This window comes from Pseudomonas sp. BNK-44-b, assembly GCF_047456245.1.
Taxonomy (GTDB): Bacteria; Pseudomonadota; Gammaproteobacteria; order Pseudomonadales; family Pseudomonadaceae; genus Aquipseudomonas; species Aquipseudomonas machongensis.
Map to the genome: position 1 here is coordinate 3,602,664 of NZ_CP179908.1, position 13,273 is coordinate 3,615,936.

19 protein-coding genes are annotated in these 13,273 nt (G+C 62.7%); 10 read left to right on the top strand and 9 right to left on the bottom strand.

Annotated elements, in window-relative coordinates:
• Positions 1–38 precede the first annotated feature (38 nt).
• From scpB to ACMGGG_RS16500, 4 genes are all read right to left on the bottom strand, one after another.
• Positions 39–806 (bottom strand): SMC-Scp complex subunit ScpB, encoded by a 768-nt coding sequence (gene scpB, locus ACMGGG_RS16485; RefSeq protein WP_063545720.1) that lies wholly within the window; start codon positions 804–806, stop codon positions 39–41.
• A 15-nt stretch (positions 807–821) separates the two neighbouring features.
• Positions 822–1,520, bottom strand: a complete 699-nt coding sequence (locus ACMGGG_RS16490) for a segregation and condensation protein A (RefSeq protein ID WP_162714451.1) — start codon at positions 1,518–1,520, stop codon at positions 822–824.
• A gap of 125 nt (positions 1,521–1,645) precedes the next feature.
• On the bottom strand, positions 1,646–2,275 hold the full coding sequence (locus tag ACMGGG_RS16495; RefSeq protein ID WP_081255296.1) for an L-threonylcarbamoyladenylate synthase: 630 nt from the start codon (positions 2,273–2,275) through the stop codon (positions 1,646–1,648).
• 13 nt (positions 2,276–2,288) lie between these two features.
• The gene (locus ACMGGG_RS16500) at positions 2,289–3,149 is read right to left on the bottom strand and encodes a PHP domain-containing protein (protein WP_054891949.1); all 861 of its coding nucleotides are present in this window, start codon (positions 3,147–3,149) and stop codon (positions 2,289–2,291) included.
• A 67-nt stretch (positions 3,150–3,216) separates the two neighbouring features.
• Here ACMGGG_RS16500 and ACMGGG_RS16505 point away from each other — a divergent pair, with 67 nt between their 5' ends.
• From ACMGGG_RS16505 to ACMGGG_RS16520, 4 genes are all read left to right on the top strand, one after another.
• Positions 3,217–3,813 (top strand): septation protein A, encoded by a 597-nt coding sequence (locus ACMGGG_RS16505; RefSeq protein ID WP_063545722.1) that lies wholly within the window; start codon positions 3,217–3,219, stop codon positions 3,811–3,813.
• A gap of 1 nt (position 3,814) precedes the next feature.
• On the top strand, positions 3,815–4,114 hold the full coding sequence (locus tag ACMGGG_RS16510; protein ID WP_151925550.1) for a YciI family protein: 300 nt from the start codon (positions 3,815–3,817) through the stop codon (positions 4,112–4,114).
• A 132-nt stretch (positions 4,115–4,246) separates the two neighbouring features.
• Complete coding sequence (locus tag ACMGGG_RS16515) at positions 4,247–4,636, top strand: hypothetical protein (protein ID WP_054891951.1); 390 nt, start codon at positions 4,247–4,249, stop codon at positions 4,634–4,636.
• 7 nt (positions 4,637–4,643) lie between these two features.
• On the top strand, positions 4,644–5,321 hold the full coding sequence (locus ACMGGG_RS16520) for a response regulator transcription factor (RefSeq protein ID WP_054891952.1): 678 nt from the start codon (positions 4,644–4,646) through the stop codon (positions 5,319–5,321).
• A 35-nt stretch (positions 5,322–5,356) separates the two neighbouring features.
• Here the strand turns inward: ACMGGG_RS16520 and ACMGGG_RS16525 are convergent, their stop codons facing one another.
• Complete coding sequence (locus ACMGGG_RS16525) at positions 5,357–5,572, bottom strand: DUF1127 domain-containing protein (protein WP_065862095.1); 216 nt, start codon at positions 5,570–5,572, stop codon at positions 5,357–5,359.
• 96 nt (positions 5,573–5,668) lie between these two features.
• On the opposite strand from ACMGGG_RS16525, the gene ACMGGG_RS16530 reads away from it, so the two are divergent.
• Complete coding sequence (locus ACMGGG_RS16530) at positions 5,669–6,520, top strand: LysR substrate-binding domain-containing protein (protein ID WP_414154065.1); 852 nt, start codon at positions 5,669–5,671, stop codon at positions 6,518–6,520.
• 6 nt (positions 6,521–6,526) lie between these two features.
• Here the strand turns inward: ACMGGG_RS16530 and ACMGGG_RS16535 are convergent, their stop codons facing one another.
• Positions 6,527–7,276, bottom strand: coding sequence for a sulfite exporter TauE/SafE family protein (locus ACMGGG_RS16535; RefSeq protein WP_414155821.1), 750 nt, complete (start codon positions 7,274–7,276; stop codon positions 6,527–6,529).
• A gap of 116 nt (positions 7,277–7,392) precedes the next feature.
• Between ACMGGG_RS16535 and ACMGGG_RS16540 the strand changes: the two genes are divergently transcribed.
• The 3 genes from ACMGGG_RS16540 to ACMGGG_RS16550 all read left to right on the top strand — a co-directional run bounded on the left by ACMGGG_RS16540 (position 7,393) and on the right by ACMGGG_RS16550 (position 9,415).
• Entirely contained in the window at positions 7,393–8,346 is a 954-nt protein-coding gene (locus ACMGGG_RS16540) for a LysR family transcriptional regulator (protein ID WP_054891955.1), read from the top strand.
• Positions 8,347–8,403: 57 nt separating this feature from the next.
• The gene (locus ACMGGG_RS16545) at positions 8,404–8,859 is read left to right on the top strand and encodes a MarR family winged helix-turn-helix transcriptional regulator (protein ID WP_054891956.1); all 456 of its coding nucleotides are present in this window, start codon (positions 8,404–8,406) and stop codon (positions 8,857–8,859) included.
• 127 nt (positions 8,860–8,986) lie between these two features.
• Positions 8,987–9,415, top strand: a complete 429-nt coding sequence (locus ACMGGG_RS16550) for an organic hydroperoxide resistance protein (protein WP_063545725.1) — start codon at positions 8,987–8,989, stop codon at positions 9,413–9,415.
• Positions 9,416–9,476: 61 nt separating this feature from the next.
• Here ACMGGG_RS16550 and efp read toward each other — a convergent pair whose 3' ends face one another.
• Both efp and earP read right to left on the bottom strand, forming a co-directional pair.
• Positions 9,477–10,046, bottom strand: a complete 570-nt coding sequence (efp, locus tag ACMGGG_RS16555; RefSeq protein WP_028691737.1) for an elongation factor P — start codon at positions 10,044–10,046, stop codon at positions 9,477–9,479.
• A gap of 48 nt (positions 10,047–10,094) precedes the next feature.
• On the bottom strand, positions 10,095–11,225 hold the full coding sequence (gene earP / locus ACMGGG_RS16560; protein ID WP_414154066.1) for an elongation factor P maturation arginine rhamnosyltransferase EarP: 1,131 nt from the start codon (positions 11,223–11,225) through the stop codon (positions 10,095–10,097).
• Positions 11,226–11,368: 143 nt separating this feature from the next.
• On the opposite strand from earP, the gene ACMGGG_RS16565 reads away from it, so the two are divergent.
• Both ACMGGG_RS16565 and ACMGGG_RS16570 read left to right on the top strand, forming a co-directional pair.
• Complete coding sequence (locus ACMGGG_RS16565) at positions 11,369–11,755, top strand: hypothetical protein (protein ID WP_054891959.1); 387 nt, start codon at positions 11,369–11,371, stop codon at positions 11,753–11,755.
• A 2-nt stretch (positions 11,756–11,757) separates the two neighbouring features.
• Positions 11,758–12,240, top strand: a complete 483-nt coding sequence (locus tag ACMGGG_RS16570; RefSeq protein WP_054891960.1) for a GreA/GreB family elongation factor — start codon at positions 11,758–11,760, stop codon at positions 12,238–12,240.
• Positions 12,241–12,249: 9 nt separating this feature from the next.
• Here the strand turns inward: ACMGGG_RS16570 and ACMGGG_RS16575 are convergent, their stop codons facing one another.
• Complete coding sequence (locus ACMGGG_RS16575) at positions 12,250–13,182, bottom strand: LysR family transcriptional regulator (RefSeq protein WP_054891961.1); 933 nt, start codon at positions 13,180–13,182, stop codon at positions 12,250–12,252.
• Positions 13,183–13,273: the final 91 nt, after the last annotated feature.

The window sequence follows — 13,273 nt, forward strand, 5'->3', positions numbered from 1 at the left end:
TCTGCCCGGCGGTTAGCCCGTGAAAGGGTCAGCGCAGATCAGGACTTGTCCTCATCCTCGACCACATCTTCTTCCTCGCGTAAGTCATCGAAGTCGATCTTGAGCCCTTCTTCCATCGCATCCAGCTCCACCAGCAAGCTGCGGAAGCTGGTCTCCTCCTTCGGCTCACCCTCGTCCTCTGGCCCATCCTCGCCCAGGCTGGCATCGGCCAACGCCTGCAGGTGCGCGGGCACCGGCGCATCGTCCAGGTCGTCGAGCACAGGTTCTGGCTCCATCTCGCGCAACTCGGCCAGGGGCGGCAACTCATCGAGGCTCTTGAGATTGAAATGATCGAGAAACGCCTTGGTGGTGGCGAACATGGCGGGGCGGCCAGGCACTTCGCGGTAGCCGACGATGCGGATCCACTCGCGTTCCATCAGGGTCTTGATGATGTTGCTGTTGACTGCCACCCCACGCACATCTTCGATCTCGCCACGGGTGATCGGCTGACGGTAGGCAATCAAGGCCATGGTCTCGAGCAGCGCGCGAGAATAGCGCTGCGGGCGCTCCTCCCACAGGCGACCGACCCAGGGTGCGAAGTCCTCACGAATCTGCAGACGGTAGCCGCTGGCCACTTCCTTGAGCTCGAAGGCGCGACCATTGCATGACTTGCCGAGCACCTCCAGGGCCTTCTTGAACACGGCCGGCGCCGGTCGCTCAGCCTCCTCGAACAATTCGAAGAGGCGCTCCAGGGACTGTGGCTTGCCTGAGGCCAGCAAAAAGGCCTCGATCAGCGACGCAAGGTCGCGGGGTTCGTTCAGGTTCATCGGTGCTCTTTACTGTCACTCGGCCCGGGCACGGACATGGATCGGGGTGAAAGGCTCATTCTGCACCAGTTCGATCAGCGATTCCTTCACCAGCTCGAGAATCGCCATGAAGGTGACTACCACACCAAGCTTGCCCTCCTCGACGCTGAACAGCTCGATGAAGGGTACGAAGCCTCCGCCCTTCAGACGCTCGAGCACCTCGCTCATGCGCTCGCGGGTCGACAAGGTCTCACGGGTGATCTGGTGGCTTTCGAACAAGTCGTTGCGGCGCATGACTTCGGCCATCGACAGCAGGATTTCTTCCAGCGCGACGTCGGGCAGCAATTTGCGCACCTTGGCCTGCGGCGCTTCCAGTTGTGGCACCAGCACCTCGCGCCCGATCCGCGGCAGTTCGTCGATACCCTCGGCGGCCGCCTTGAAGCGTTCGTACTCCTGCAGGCGGCGAATCAGTTCAGCGCGCGGATCGCCCTCTTCTTCCTCGATTTCACTGGAGCGCGGCAGCAGCATGCGCGACTTGATCTCGGCCAGCATGGCAGCCATCACCAGGTATTCGGCAGCCAGCTCCAGGCGCACCGACTTCATCAGCTCGACGTAGCCCATGTACTGCCGGGTGATCTCGGCTACGGGGATGTCGAGAATATCGATGTTCTGCTTGCGGATCAGGTACAGCAGCAGGTCCAGCGGGCCCTCGAAGGCTTCGAGGAAGACTTCCAGGGCATCCGGGGGAATGTACAGATCAACCGGCATTTCGGTGAGGGCTTCACCGTAGACCAGCGCCAACTGCAGTTGCTGCGGCGCCTCGGCTTCGACCGTCGGCGCCTCGGGGGCCTGCACCTGGTTCACGCGTTGACCAGGAAGGGTGTGGGATCGCCGCAGCCTTCGCGGATCAGCTGTGGCTCGTCACCGGACAGGTCGATGATGGTGGACGCCTTCAGGTCGCCGAAGCCGCCGTCGATGACCAGATCGACGTGGTGCTCCAGGCGCTCGCGGATTTCGTAGGGATCGGTCATCGGCTCATCGTCGCCGGGCAGGATCAGGCTGACGCTCATCAACGGTTCGCCCAGTTCCGCGAGCAGCGCCAGGGTGATGCCATGGTCCGGCACGCGCAGGCCGATGGTACGGCGTTTTTCATGCAGCAACAGGCGCGGCACCTCGCGGGTCCCGTTGAGAATGAAGGTGTAAGGGCCCGGAATATGGGCCTTGAGCAGGCGGAAGGTGCCGGTATCGACCTTGGCATACAACCCAAGCTGCGACATGTCGCAGCACATCAAGGTGAAATTGTGCGTTTTATTCAGGCCGCGCAGGCGCCGGACCCGCTCGATCGCCGCCTTGTCGCCGATCTGACAACCCAGGGCGTATGCCGAGTCGGTCGGATACACCACCACCCCGCCCTTGCGGATGATCTCCACGGCCTGCTTGATCAGGCGCGCTTGCGGGTTCTCCGCATGAATCTGGAAGAATTGACTCACGTAATCGTCCTGTTCATACCGCCATAGGCTGTTCATGGCTGAATCGGCGCCACAGAGGTGGCAGGTCCTCGGGCAATGGCCGGTAGGCACCGATCTCGCCCCAGGTGCCGGGGCCGTGGAAGTCACTGCCAGCGCTTGCCAGCAGGCCGAACTCACGGGTAAGGATGGACATCGTGCCCACTTGCTCGGGCGGCATCATGCCATTGACCACTTCAAGCGCCTGCCCTCCCGCTTGAATATAGTCGGCGATCAGGCGTCTGCGCTTGCTACGCGTCAGTTCATAGTGCATGGGATGGGCCAGGCTCACCCAAGCGTTGGACTGGCGAAGGGTCGCGACAGTTTCCTCGAGTGTCGGCCAATGCAACTTGACGTCACCCAGCTTGCCGGCGCCCAGCCATTTGCGGAACGCCTCGCCGCGGTCCTTGACATGCCCCGCACGCACCAGGAATTCGGCAAAGTGCGGGCGCGCCGGCGCGTTGCCGCTGTCGCCCAGCTCCTGCTGCACGGCGCGCGCGCCCTCGAGCGCATCGGGCATGCCCTTGCCCGCCAGGCGCCTGGCGATGTCTTCGGCGCGCAGCCAGCGACCACGGTGCAATTGCTCGATGGCCTCCAACAGTGGCGGCGCATCGAGGGGAAAGTTGTAACCCAGCACATGGATGGTCGCACCGCCCCAGGTGCAGGAAAGCTCTACCCCGCTGACCCATTGCATGCCCAGGTCAAGACAGGCCTGGCGCGCCTCGGGGAGCCCTTCGAGGGTATCGTGATCGGTCAGCGCCAGCGTGCGCACCCCGTGTTCATGGGCGCGTGCGACCAGTGCCGTGGGCGACAGGGCGCCGTCGGAGGCCGTGCTGTGACAGTGCAGATCAACATTCATGGAGGAGCGCTTTCGCCGGAATCGATGTTTGTTATTATGCCGTCACATCCCGCTTCTGGCTGCCATTGTGAAACAATTCATCGATTTCATCCCGCTGCTGCTGTTCTTCATCGTCTATAAGCTGGACCCGCGCCCGGTCGAATTTGCCGGACAAAGCTTCGAGTTCGGCGGCATCTACAGTGCCACGGCGATGCTCATCATCAGCTCCGTGGTGGTCTACGGCGCGCTGTTCCTGCGCCATCGCAAGCTCGAAAAGGGCCAGTTGCTGACGCTGGTGGCCTGCCTTGTGTTCGGCGGCCTCACCCTGGCCTTCCACAGCGAAACCTTCCTCAAATGGAAAGCGCCGGTGGTCAACTGGTTGTTCGCGCTGGCCTTCGCCGGCAGCCACTTCATCGGCGATCGGGTATTGATCAAACGCATCATGGGCCATGCCCTGACACTCCCGGAAACAATCTGGACCCGCCTGAACCTGGCCTGGATCCTGTTCTTCCTGGTCTGCGGCGCAGCCAACCTGTTCGTCGCCTTCACGTTCCAGGAGTTCTGGGTCGACTTCAAGGTCTTCGGCAGCCTGGGCATGACCGTGATCTTCCTGGTGGCTCAGGGCGTGTACCTGTCGCGCCACCTGCACGACGCCGACCCTTCCACCCCTAAACCCAAGGATTGACATGCTCTACGCCATCATCGCCAGCGACGTCGAAAACTCCCTGGAAAAACGCCTGGCTGCACGCCCCGCGCACATCGAGCGCCTGCACCAGCTCAAGGCCGAAGGCCGTGTAGTCCTGGCCGGCCCGCATCCGGCCATCGACAGCAACGATCCCGGCGCTGCCGGCTTCAGCGGTAGCCTGATCGTCGCCGAATTCGACTCCCTTGCCGCCGCACAGGCCTGGGCCGACGCCGACCCGTACATCGCGGCAGGCGTGTACGAGAAGGTGGTGGTCAAACCGTTCAAGCAAGTGCTGCCCTGAGCCTGATCGGGCCTGTTCGCGGGCGAGCCTTCAGGACGACTTGCACGCGAACAGGCCCAGGCAATCCCCGGATTCATCTATTGCGACCCACTGCCGACAACCTTCTGAATCGAACAAGAATCAGGAGTACCGATGCGCCAAGGTCCGATGTCCCTGCTGCTTTTCTGCCTGTTGCTGCTCTCCCCCCTCGCCCTCGCCGAACAGCCTCTGTCGCTGGAAGCCGGTGCGCGCATCACCGAGCTGCAGCAACGTCTGGAGGAAAGCGAGAAACAGCGCGCTGCACTGAGCAAACAGCTGCAAAATGCCGACAGCGCCCGGGAAAGCACCCAACTCGAACGCCTGCGCCAGGACAATCAGCGCCTGCAGGCTACGGTGGAAAAACTTCAGACCACCAGCCCACTACGCCTGCTTACCGACCAGCAGCAATGGTTCCTGATCGGATCGGTCGTTGCACTGTTGTCGGCAGTCTGCGGTATCTTAGCCAGCGGCGGACACAGAAGACGCCGACAATGGTTGAATTGAGTGAGTCATGAGCGAGCTGTTACTGATTGATGATGACCAGGAGTTGTGCGAGCTGCTCGGTAGCTGGCTGACTCAGGAGGGCTTTGCGGTCCGCGCCTGCCACGACGGCGAGAGCGCGCGCCAGGCCCTGGCCGCCCACGCCCCGGCGGCGGTGGTGCTGGATGTGATGCTGCCCGATGGCAGCGGCCTGGAGCTGCTCAAGCAACTGCGCAGCGACCACGCCGAACTGCCGGTATTGATGCTGTCGGCCCGTGGCGAACCCCTGGACCGTATCCTGGGCCTGGAGCTGGGTGCAGACGACTACCTGGCCAAACCCTGCGACCCGCGTGAGCTGACCGCTCGCTTGCGTGCCGTGCTGCGCCGCAGTCATCCGGCGGCGCCCAGCACCCAGATCGAGATCGGCGACCTGGCCTTCAGCCCCGTGCGCGGGGTAGTCAGCATCGATCAGCGCGAGATGAGCCTGACACTCTCCGAGAGCCGCATCCTCGAAGCCCTGCTGCGCCAACCCGGCGAGCCATTGGACAAGCAGGAACTGGCGCAGATCGGCCTGGGCCGCAAACTGACGCTCTATGACCGCAGCCTGGACATGCACGTCAGCAACCTGCGCAAGAAGATCGGCCCCCACGCCGATGGCCGTCCACGCATCGTCGCCCTGCGCAGCCGCGGCTACTACTACAGCCTGTAAACGCTGCGGGGCGGCCATGCCCCGCAGCGACGCCTTCACTTGCGCAATGGATCGTCCCAGAACGGACGCTCCACCTCCTGCAGGGTATCTGCCCGACTCAACCCCAGATCGTGCAGCGCATCGTCGCTGAGGCTGGCCAATTGCTGACGCTGGCGGTACAGCTGCTGCCAGCGCAGCAGTCGCTCAAGCGCCTGTGCAAGCAGTTGGCCCAAGGAGAAGGGAGTGTGGGTAAAACCGACATGACCTTTCATCGTGAAGCCCTCCGTGTGAGTGGCTTCAGTCTCGCGCCAGGCTTAGGATCAATCCAACGAATGTTTCTTATGTCTTGCATCTGGAGGATTGATGCAATGTCCACCTACCAGAGCCTCGACGCCGAGGTCTTGCGCACCTTCGTTGCCATCGCCGAACAAGGCGGTTTCACTCGTGCCGGGGAGGTCGTCAACCGTACCCAGTCGGCCGTGAGCATGCAGATGAAACGCCTGGAGGAAGACATCCTCCAGCGCCAGTTGTTCGAGCGCGACGGACGCCAGGTGCGCCTGACCGCCGAGGGCCAGGTGCTGCTCGGTTATGCCCGGCGCATCCTCAAGCTGCACGGCGAGGTGTTCAACACCTTGCGCATGCCACACATGGTCGGCTTAGTGCGCATCGGTACACCGGACGACTACGCCATGCGCTTTCTGCCGGCGATACTCACCAGCTTCGCCAGCAGCTATCCACTGATCCAGGTAGAGGTGCATTGCGAGCCATCTAAGCAATTGATGCTGCGCCAGGACCTTGACCTGACGATCATCACCCGCGAGCCAGGTGCCGAGGTGGGCCAACTGCTGCGCCAGGAACGCCTGGTATGGGCCGCTGCCAAGGGCTTCTGCCCCCACGAACAGCGCCCGATACCCCTGGCGATGTTCAACACCGACTGTTTCTGCCGCTCCTGGGCCTGCAACGCCCTCGAACATCAGGGGATCGATTACCGCATCGCCTACACAAGTCCGAGCCTGGCTGCGATCTTTGCCATCGTCGGCGCGGGTTTGGCGGTTACGGCCCAGTTGCAGAGCCTGATCGGCGACTCGCTGTGCATTCTCGGCGAAGACCAGGGCCTGCCGCAGTTGCCGATGGCCAATGTGATGCTGCTGCGCAATGCCCAAAGCCATTCGCCGATCACCGACTGCATGGCCGACTACGTGATCGACGGCTTCAGGTAAAGGTTGTCAGAGCTCCAGGCCCAGCATCACCGCACAGACGATCAGAAACACGCAGAACAGCGTACGCAGCACTTTCTCAGGCAGCGCATGGGCCAGCTTCACGCCCCAGCTGATGCTGAGCAAACCGCCTACCGCCAGCGGAATACCGACATGCCAGTCAACGCTGCCATGAACGCCATAGGTGAGCAGCGTCACCATGGTGCTCGGTGCCGCAAGCGCCAGCGACAGGCCCTGAGCCACCACCTGGGTGGTGCCGAACACGCTGGTCAGGATCGGAGTGGCCACTACCGCGCCACCAACGCCGAACAGCCCGCCCATGCTACCGGCGAAACAGCCCAGCACACCCAGCCACGGCCAGGGATAACGCAGCTGGCTGCTCGGCGGGCTGGCTTTCATGAACATGCGTGCCACGTTCCACACCGCCAGCGCCACCAGGAATGCGACGAAGCCCAGGCGCATGGAGTGTGCATCGAGCCCTACCGCCCAGATCGAGCCCAGCCAGGCAAAGATAAAGCTGCACAGCGAAAGCGGCACGGCATGGCGCAGCTCGATGCGGTTGCGCTGATGATAGCGCCACAGCGCCAGCAGCACGTTGGGCACCACCATCACCAACGCCGTCCCCTGGGACAGCTGCTGGTCGAGACCGAACAGCACTCCCAGTGCAGGAATCGCAATCAACCCGCCGCCGATCCCGAACAGGCCGCCCATGGTGCCCAGCGCCGCGCCCAAAACGATGTACATCAACCACTCGATCATCAGTGCCTCATTCGACTGCATTCTCAATCCAGGCATGCTACCCAGTGGAGGCTGGCAGGGAAACGCACAGCAGCGCACAATGGCTTTGCGTTTTACGCACAAGCATGGGAAGGGTCATGAGTCCAGATATCCTCACCGAACAACTGAGCCTGTTTCTCGATGTACTCGAAACCGGCAGCTTCTCGGCGGCCGCGCGTCGTCACCCCTTGACGCCTTCGGCAGTCGCCCGACGCATCGACAACCTGGAAAACGCCGTGGGCAGCCGCCTGTTCGTGCGCAGCACCCATGCCGTACGCCCGACCCCGGCAGGCAATGCCTTCGCCGAGCGCGCCCGGCGCATCATCGAGGAACTGCGTCTGGCACGGGCTGAAGCGGTATCCCTGAGCAATGCACCGGAAGGCCTGATCCGCATGGATGCCCCGGCAGCCTTCGGCCGCCGCCACCTGGCGCCAGCGATCGCCGACTTCCTGGTGGCTTACCCCGGGCTCGATGTGCAACTGCGCCTGATCGACAGCTTCGTCGACATGCACGGCAGCCACCTGGGCGAGGTCGACCTGGTGCTGCGCGCAGGCACTCTGGCCGACACACGTCTGGTCGCCACTCCGTTGGCCTACATGGTGCGCATCGCCTGCGCCAGCCCGGCCTACCTGGCCGCCAGAGGGGTGCCCACCTGCCCAAGCGAACTGCCGCAGCACGACGGCCTGGACTGGGATGGCCTGGCACCACCGTTCGCCTGGCGCTTCGCCGTCGACGGCCAGGTGCGCCTGTACCGCCCGGCACGCCTGCGCATGACCGCCAACAACGCCGAAACCCTGCTGTTCGGCGCCCTCGCCGGCCTCGGCATCGCCCATCTGCCCACCTGGCTGGTCAGCGAATACCTGCTGCGCGGTGAACTGCTGCCGCTGTTCTGCGAAAACGGCCTGCCCGAACCGGAAACCACCGGTATCTATGCACTACGACTCGAACATGAAACGAACTCTCGCAGCCGCTTGCTGCTCGAATTCCTCAAGAGCCGCTTCAGTCCTGTCCCTCCCTGGGACTTGGCGCTACGCAGTGGACTGCGTGGTTGATGAGCGCGCTAACGATCAGCGTGCTAGATTCTTAACTGAACTCATTCAAGGACCTGCATGAACGCCGACATCAAAGCCCCCTGCGACGAGCTGTTGCTGGACAATCAGGTGTGCTTCGCCCTGCACTCCACCTCGTTGCTGATGACCAAGGTCTACAAACCCTTGTTGCAGGCCCTGGGCCTCACCTACCCGCAATACCTGGCCATGCTCGTGCTGTGGGAGCAGGACGGCCTGACCGTAGGCGAAATCAGCCAGCGCCTGTTGACCGACCCCGGTTCGCTCACCCCGCTGCTCAAGCGCCTGGAAAGCGAAGGCCTGCTCAAGCGCACCCGCAGCCGCGAGGATGAGCGCGTGGTGCTGGTGCAACTGACCGACAAGGGCCGTGATTTGCGCGACGAGGCCAGCAAGGTGCCGCACTGCATCCTGGAAGCCTCCGGGCGCACGGTGGAACGCTTGCAGAAGCTGCAGGCCGAACTGCTCGACCTGCGCAACAGCCTGCAAAAAAGCCTCTGAGGACTATGCTGTGAAAGCCTGTCGGACGAATGGTCGAAAATTTATCTTGCGCACTAAATGATTGCACGCTAATTTAAACCCATACCCACCCAGCGCCAAGGCGCACAGCACACAAGCGAGGCTCAAGATGCAAAAGGTCACTCCCCTGTACATCGCAGAAGCCACCTCCACTGGTGGTCGCGACGGCAAATCCCGCTCCAGCGACGGCAAGCTCGAAGTCAAGCTGAGCACTCCTAAAGAACTGGGCGGTGCTGGCGGTGAGGGCACCAACCCCGAGCAGATGTTCGCTGCCGGCTACTCGGCCTGCTTCATCGGCGCACTGAAGTTCGTCGCCGGTCAGGAGAAGAAAGCCCTGCCTGCCGACGCCTCGATCACCGCCAAGGTCGGTATCGGCCAGATCCCCGGCGGTTTCGGCCTGGACATCGACCTGCACATCAACCTGCCGGGCCTGGCCCAGGCAGATGCCGAAGCCCTGGTGGAGAAGGCGCACAAAGTCTGCCCATACTCCAACGCCACCCGCGGCAATGTCGATGTGCGCCTGCACGTGACGGTCTGAGTAAACGCCAGACACAAAAAAACCCGGCCAAGGCCGGGTTTTTTTGTGGGTCGCAAGAAGATTACTTCTTGGAACGGCCCTTGAAGCTGTTGTCGCGAGTGTCGATGTCGATCCACTCGTCGATCTGGATGAAGTCAGCTACCGAAATTTCGGTACCGTTCTTCAGCTTGGCAGGCTTCATGACCTTGCCCGAGGTATCGCCGCGAGCAGCGTTCTCGGTGTAGACAACCTGACGGCTGATGGTGGTCGGCAGCTCAACCGATACCAGGCGGCCTTCGAAGAAGACGGCTTCGCAGACATCTTCCATGCCTTCTTCGATGTACGGGAGAACGGCGTCGATGTCTTCGGCGTTCAGCTCGTACATGGTGTAGTCGGTGGTGTCCATGAAGGTGTACGAGTCACCGCTGATGAACGACAGGGTCGCTTCTTTGCGATCCAGGATCACGTCGTCCAGCTTGTCGTCCGCACCGTAGACGGTTTCGGTCTTGTAGCCGGTCAGCAGGTTCTTCAGCTTGGTCTTCATGATCGCGCTGTTACGGCCCGACTTGGTGAATTCCGCTTTCTGGACCAGCCACGGGTCGTTGTCGATCCGCAGTACGGTACCGGGTTTCAGCTCTTTACCAGTTTTCATTACGAAGTATCCGAATCTGGATGGATTTATAAAAATCGAGGCCGCATATCATATCCAATTTCGGTAAAACTGTACCAGCGCTGTGGCAAGGTCCGGCCGAGTGGCCTGTTCCAGGCACCATTGCCGGGCATGCATCTGCAGTTGCGGCCAGTGTTTCAGCACCCCGCGCCAGGCCTCGCCCATGTCACGATCCATGTTCCAGGCACGCCACAACGCCACCAGTGCATCTGCGGCATCGTCCGACAGCCCCTGTCGATAGATCTTGAGAAAAGCCTCGAGCTTTTCCCAGTGAGCGTTCTCTTCTTGCACGTAGATGTGCCACAGCAGAGGGCGCCCGGCCCACTGGGCACGCACGAAGGAATCCTCGCCGCGCACGGCATTGAAGTCGCAACACCAGAGGATACGGTCGTAGTCGTCCTGGCTGACGAATGGCAGCACCTGCAAGGTCAGCGCCCCGCGCTGGCGCACCTCGCCCACGGCCGGTTGTTCACCCAGCCACGCATGCAGGTCGGACAGGATTCGACCTTCGGGGACCAGCAGGTGGGTGGGCTGATCGTCTGCCGCCAGGGCTTCCAGCCAATGGCCCAACTGCGCGTTCTCGTAGGCGAACAACGACATCAGTCGCGCCTCGGGCGCAGGCTTGACGCCGAGACCGGCAAGGAATGCCTTGCGCGCGGCAGCATCCTGCTCGAACGCAGCACGCTTGCCCAGCAGTTCGCCTTCACGCAGCAAGCCGCCGGTATTGGCGGTGAAGCCCGGGAAGAAAAACACTTTGCGCAGGCCATTGGGTTGTGGCGACGGCAGCCCATGACAACCCTCGACCCAGTCTTCGGCGCTCAGGTATTCGAGGTTCAGCCACAACGCTGGTGTCGAGCGCTCGGCCAGGGCTTCGACATAGGCCGCCGGTAGTTGGCAACCGAAGGCACCGATCACCACCTCGGCGGTTTCGCATGCGGGCCAATCGACCGGCCAATGGCATACCTCGACGCCTTGCTGATATTGCCGCTCGGCCTGTGGATCAGCCTCCGGGCACAGGCGTGCGAACGCGTGCAGGTCGTCCACCCAAAGGCGCACGGTCAACGCATGCTCATCGGCGAGCTGGCGCGCCAGGCGCCAGGTGACGCCAATATCGCCGTAGTTGTCGACGACCGTGCAGAAAATGTCCCAGGTGGCTTTCACGACCACTCCCCTCGCAGCGCAGAAAACCATGGATTGTGCGGATAAACCGGCACCGACAAAAGCGCTACCCGCACCTGGCAATAAAACAAATCGCACAGCCATGCGACAATGGCCCCTCGATCGACCCCTGCCAGGAGGCCACGATGCCCCGTCGCCGCGAACTGAAGATCACCCTGAACCCTTTGCAGTTGATTGTCTGCGTGGCCTTCGGTCTGTGGCTCGGCGCCGTGGCCATCGCTTTAAGCCTGTGGCTGGCCTGGCAGTTGTGGCCACAGCAGGTCGAGCCACTGGCCCAGGCAGTGGCCCCGGCACGCAGCGCGCCCGCCCCAGTTGCCCCGCCGCAACCGGCCGACGCGCAGCAGGCGATGTTCGAGCGCTACAAGGAGATCCTGAACACGCAGCAAGCCCAACAGGCCATCGAGGCCAACCCGCGCAACCTGAACAACCCCAAATGCCAGTTCTGGCTGCAGCAGAACCGCAATGCACCGACAGACAAGAGCCAGGCCAACGTGCTGGAGTTCTGCCGCTGACCATGGACAAGCCAACCCTGCTCGCGCGCATCATCGACACCCTAGAGCACGACATGGAGGTGCTGCGCCGCGCCGCCCAGACCGCCTACGAAACCGCCACCGCCGAAGAGAACATCGCCGAGAACAAGTACGACACCCTGGGGCTCGAGGCCTCCTACCTCGCCACCGGCCAGGCGCGCCGTACCGCCGAAATCCGCCAGGCGCTGCTGAGCTACCAGCAGTTGCTGCTGCGCGACTACGACCCGGCGCGCGGCATCCAGCTGAGCAACCGGGTAACGCTTGAAGATGAGCAAGGTCGCCAGCAGTTGCTGTTTCTCGGCCCCGAGGGCGCCGGGCTGAAAATCGGCGAAGGCCCTGGACGGGTGACCGTGATCACCCCGCGCTCGCCGCTGGGCAAGCAGTTGATCGGCAAGAAACTCGATGACGAAGTAAGCCTGGTGCTCGCCGGGGTGGCGCAGGTGCAGTTCGTTGTCGAAGTCGACTGACGGCAGAATTCAGGCGCCTGCCATCGCATCGAACTGCTTCGCCAACCCCTGCGCCTCGAAACACGCCAACAGATAGTCGATGAACGCGCGCGTCTTGCCCGGCAGCAGCTTGCGCTCGGCGTAGTAGACGCTGACGCTGCCATCGTCCACATACCAGTCCGGCAACACCCGGCACAGGCGTTTGCTGGCGAAGTACGGCACGGCGAACGGCATGCTCACCAAGGCAATGCCCAGCCCCTGCTCCGCCGCAGCGCAGGCTGCATCCGAGTCGCTCATGGTCATCGCCTGGCGCAGGTGCAGCGGGCGCTGCTCCTGGTTGCGACTGGTCAGCGGCCAGGAGCGCACTCGCCCGGTCTGCGGGGAACGGATCAGGATGCCGTCGTGCTGGGGTAGTTGTTCCGGCATCTGGATCGGCGCGTGCCGCTGCAGGTACTCAGGCGCCGCTACCAAGACACGGTGTGCAGGCGCCAGCTTGCGCGCAACGACACCCGGCGGCAGGTCGAAGCCGCCGCCAATCGCCGCATCGAACCCTTGGCCGATGAGGTCGACCTGACGGTTGTCGAAATGCCAGTCCGGGGTGATCGCCGGGTATCGGCGCAAGAACTCTCCCAGCAACGGCAGCACATACAAACGCCCGAACACGATACCCATGCTGACCCGTAGCACCCCGGCCGGTTGACCTTCGCTACTGGCCAGGTTGGCCACAGCGTACTGGATGCTGCGAAAACTCTCGCTCACCTCACCGAGAAAGCGTTGCCCGGCCTCGGTCAGGGTCAGTTTGCGCGTACTACGCTGAAACAGGCGCACACCCAGGCGAGATTCCAACTGGGCGACGTTCTTGCCCACCGCCGCAGGTGTGATGGACAGACGCCGGGCGGCCTCGGCGAAGCTGCCGACCTCGGCACTGGTGATGAAGCACTCGAGGCTGCTGAAGGATTCCATAAGCGATTCCCAACCAGAAGTTCACTCTGATGATAGTGATTGCGATCTTATCAGCAGGTAATCACCCGTCGATACTGACCCCATCCAAGGC

What these genes read in the sequence shown, in the direction of transcription:
- ACMGGG_RS16530 (WP_414154065.1), top strand. Translation starts at nt 5,669, where the DNA reads ATGTCCACCTACCAGAGCCTCGACGCCGAGGTCTTGCGCACCTTCGTT.
- ACMGGG_RS16545 (WP_054891956.1), top strand. Translation starts at nt 8,404, where the DNA reads ATGAACGCCGACATCAAAGCCCCCTGCGACGAGCTGTTGCTGGACAAT.
- ACMGGG_RS16510 (WP_151925550.1), top strand. Translation starts at nt 3,815, where the DNA reads ATGCTCTACGCCATCATCGCCAGCGACGTCGAAAACTCCCTGGAAAAA.
- ACMGGG_RS16550 (WP_063545725.1), top strand. Translation starts at nt 8,987, where the DNA reads ATGCAAAAGGTCACTCCCCTGTACATCGCAGAAGCCACCTCCACTGGT.
- scpB (WP_063545720.1), bottom strand. Translation starts at nt 806, where the DNA reads ATGAACCTGAACGAACCCCGCGACCTTGCGTCGCTGATCGAGGCCTTT.
- ACMGGG_RS16575 (WP_054891961.1), bottom strand. Translation starts at nt 13,182, where the DNA reads ATGGAATCCTTCAGCAGCCTCGAGTGCTTCATCACCAGTGCCGAGGTC.
- ACMGGG_RS16500 (WP_054891949.1), bottom strand. Translation starts at nt 3,149, where the DNA reads ATGAATGTTGATCTGCACTGTCACAGCACGGCCTCCGACGGCGCCCTG.
- ACMGGG_RS16515 (WP_054891951.1), top strand. Translation starts at nt 4,247, where the DNA reads ATGCGCCAAGGTCCGATGTCCCTGCTGCTTTTCTGCCTGTTGCTGCTC.
- ACMGGG_RS16520 (WP_054891952.1), top strand. Translation starts at nt 4,644, where the DNA reads ATGAGCGAGCTGTTACTGATTGATGATGACCAGGAGTTGTGCGAGCTG.
- ACMGGG_RS16570 (WP_054891960.1), top strand. Translation starts at nt 11,758, where the DNA reads ATGGACAAGCCAACCCTGCTCGCGCGCATCATCGACACCCTAGAGCAC.
- ACMGGG_RS16540 (WP_054891955.1), top strand. Translation starts at nt 7,393, where the DNA reads ATGAGTCCAGATATCCTCACCGAACAACTGAGCCTGTTTCTCGATGTA.
- ACMGGG_RS16535 (WP_414155821.1), bottom strand. Translation starts at nt 7,276, where the DNA reads ATGATCGAGTGGTTGATGTACATCGTTTTGGGCGCGGCGCTGGGCACC.
- ACMGGG_RS16565 (WP_054891959.1), top strand. Translation starts at nt 11,369, where the DNA reads ATGCCCCGTCGCCGCGAACTGAAGATCACCCTGAACCCTTTGCAGTTG.
- ACMGGG_RS16525 (WP_065862095.1), bottom strand. Translation starts at nt 5,572, where the DNA reads ATGAAAGGTCATGTCGGTTTTACCCACACTCCCTTCTCCTTGGGCCAA.
- efp (WP_028691737.1), bottom strand. Translation starts at nt 10,046, where the DNA reads ATGAAAACTGGTAAAGAGCTGAAACCCGGTACCGTACTGCGGATCGAC.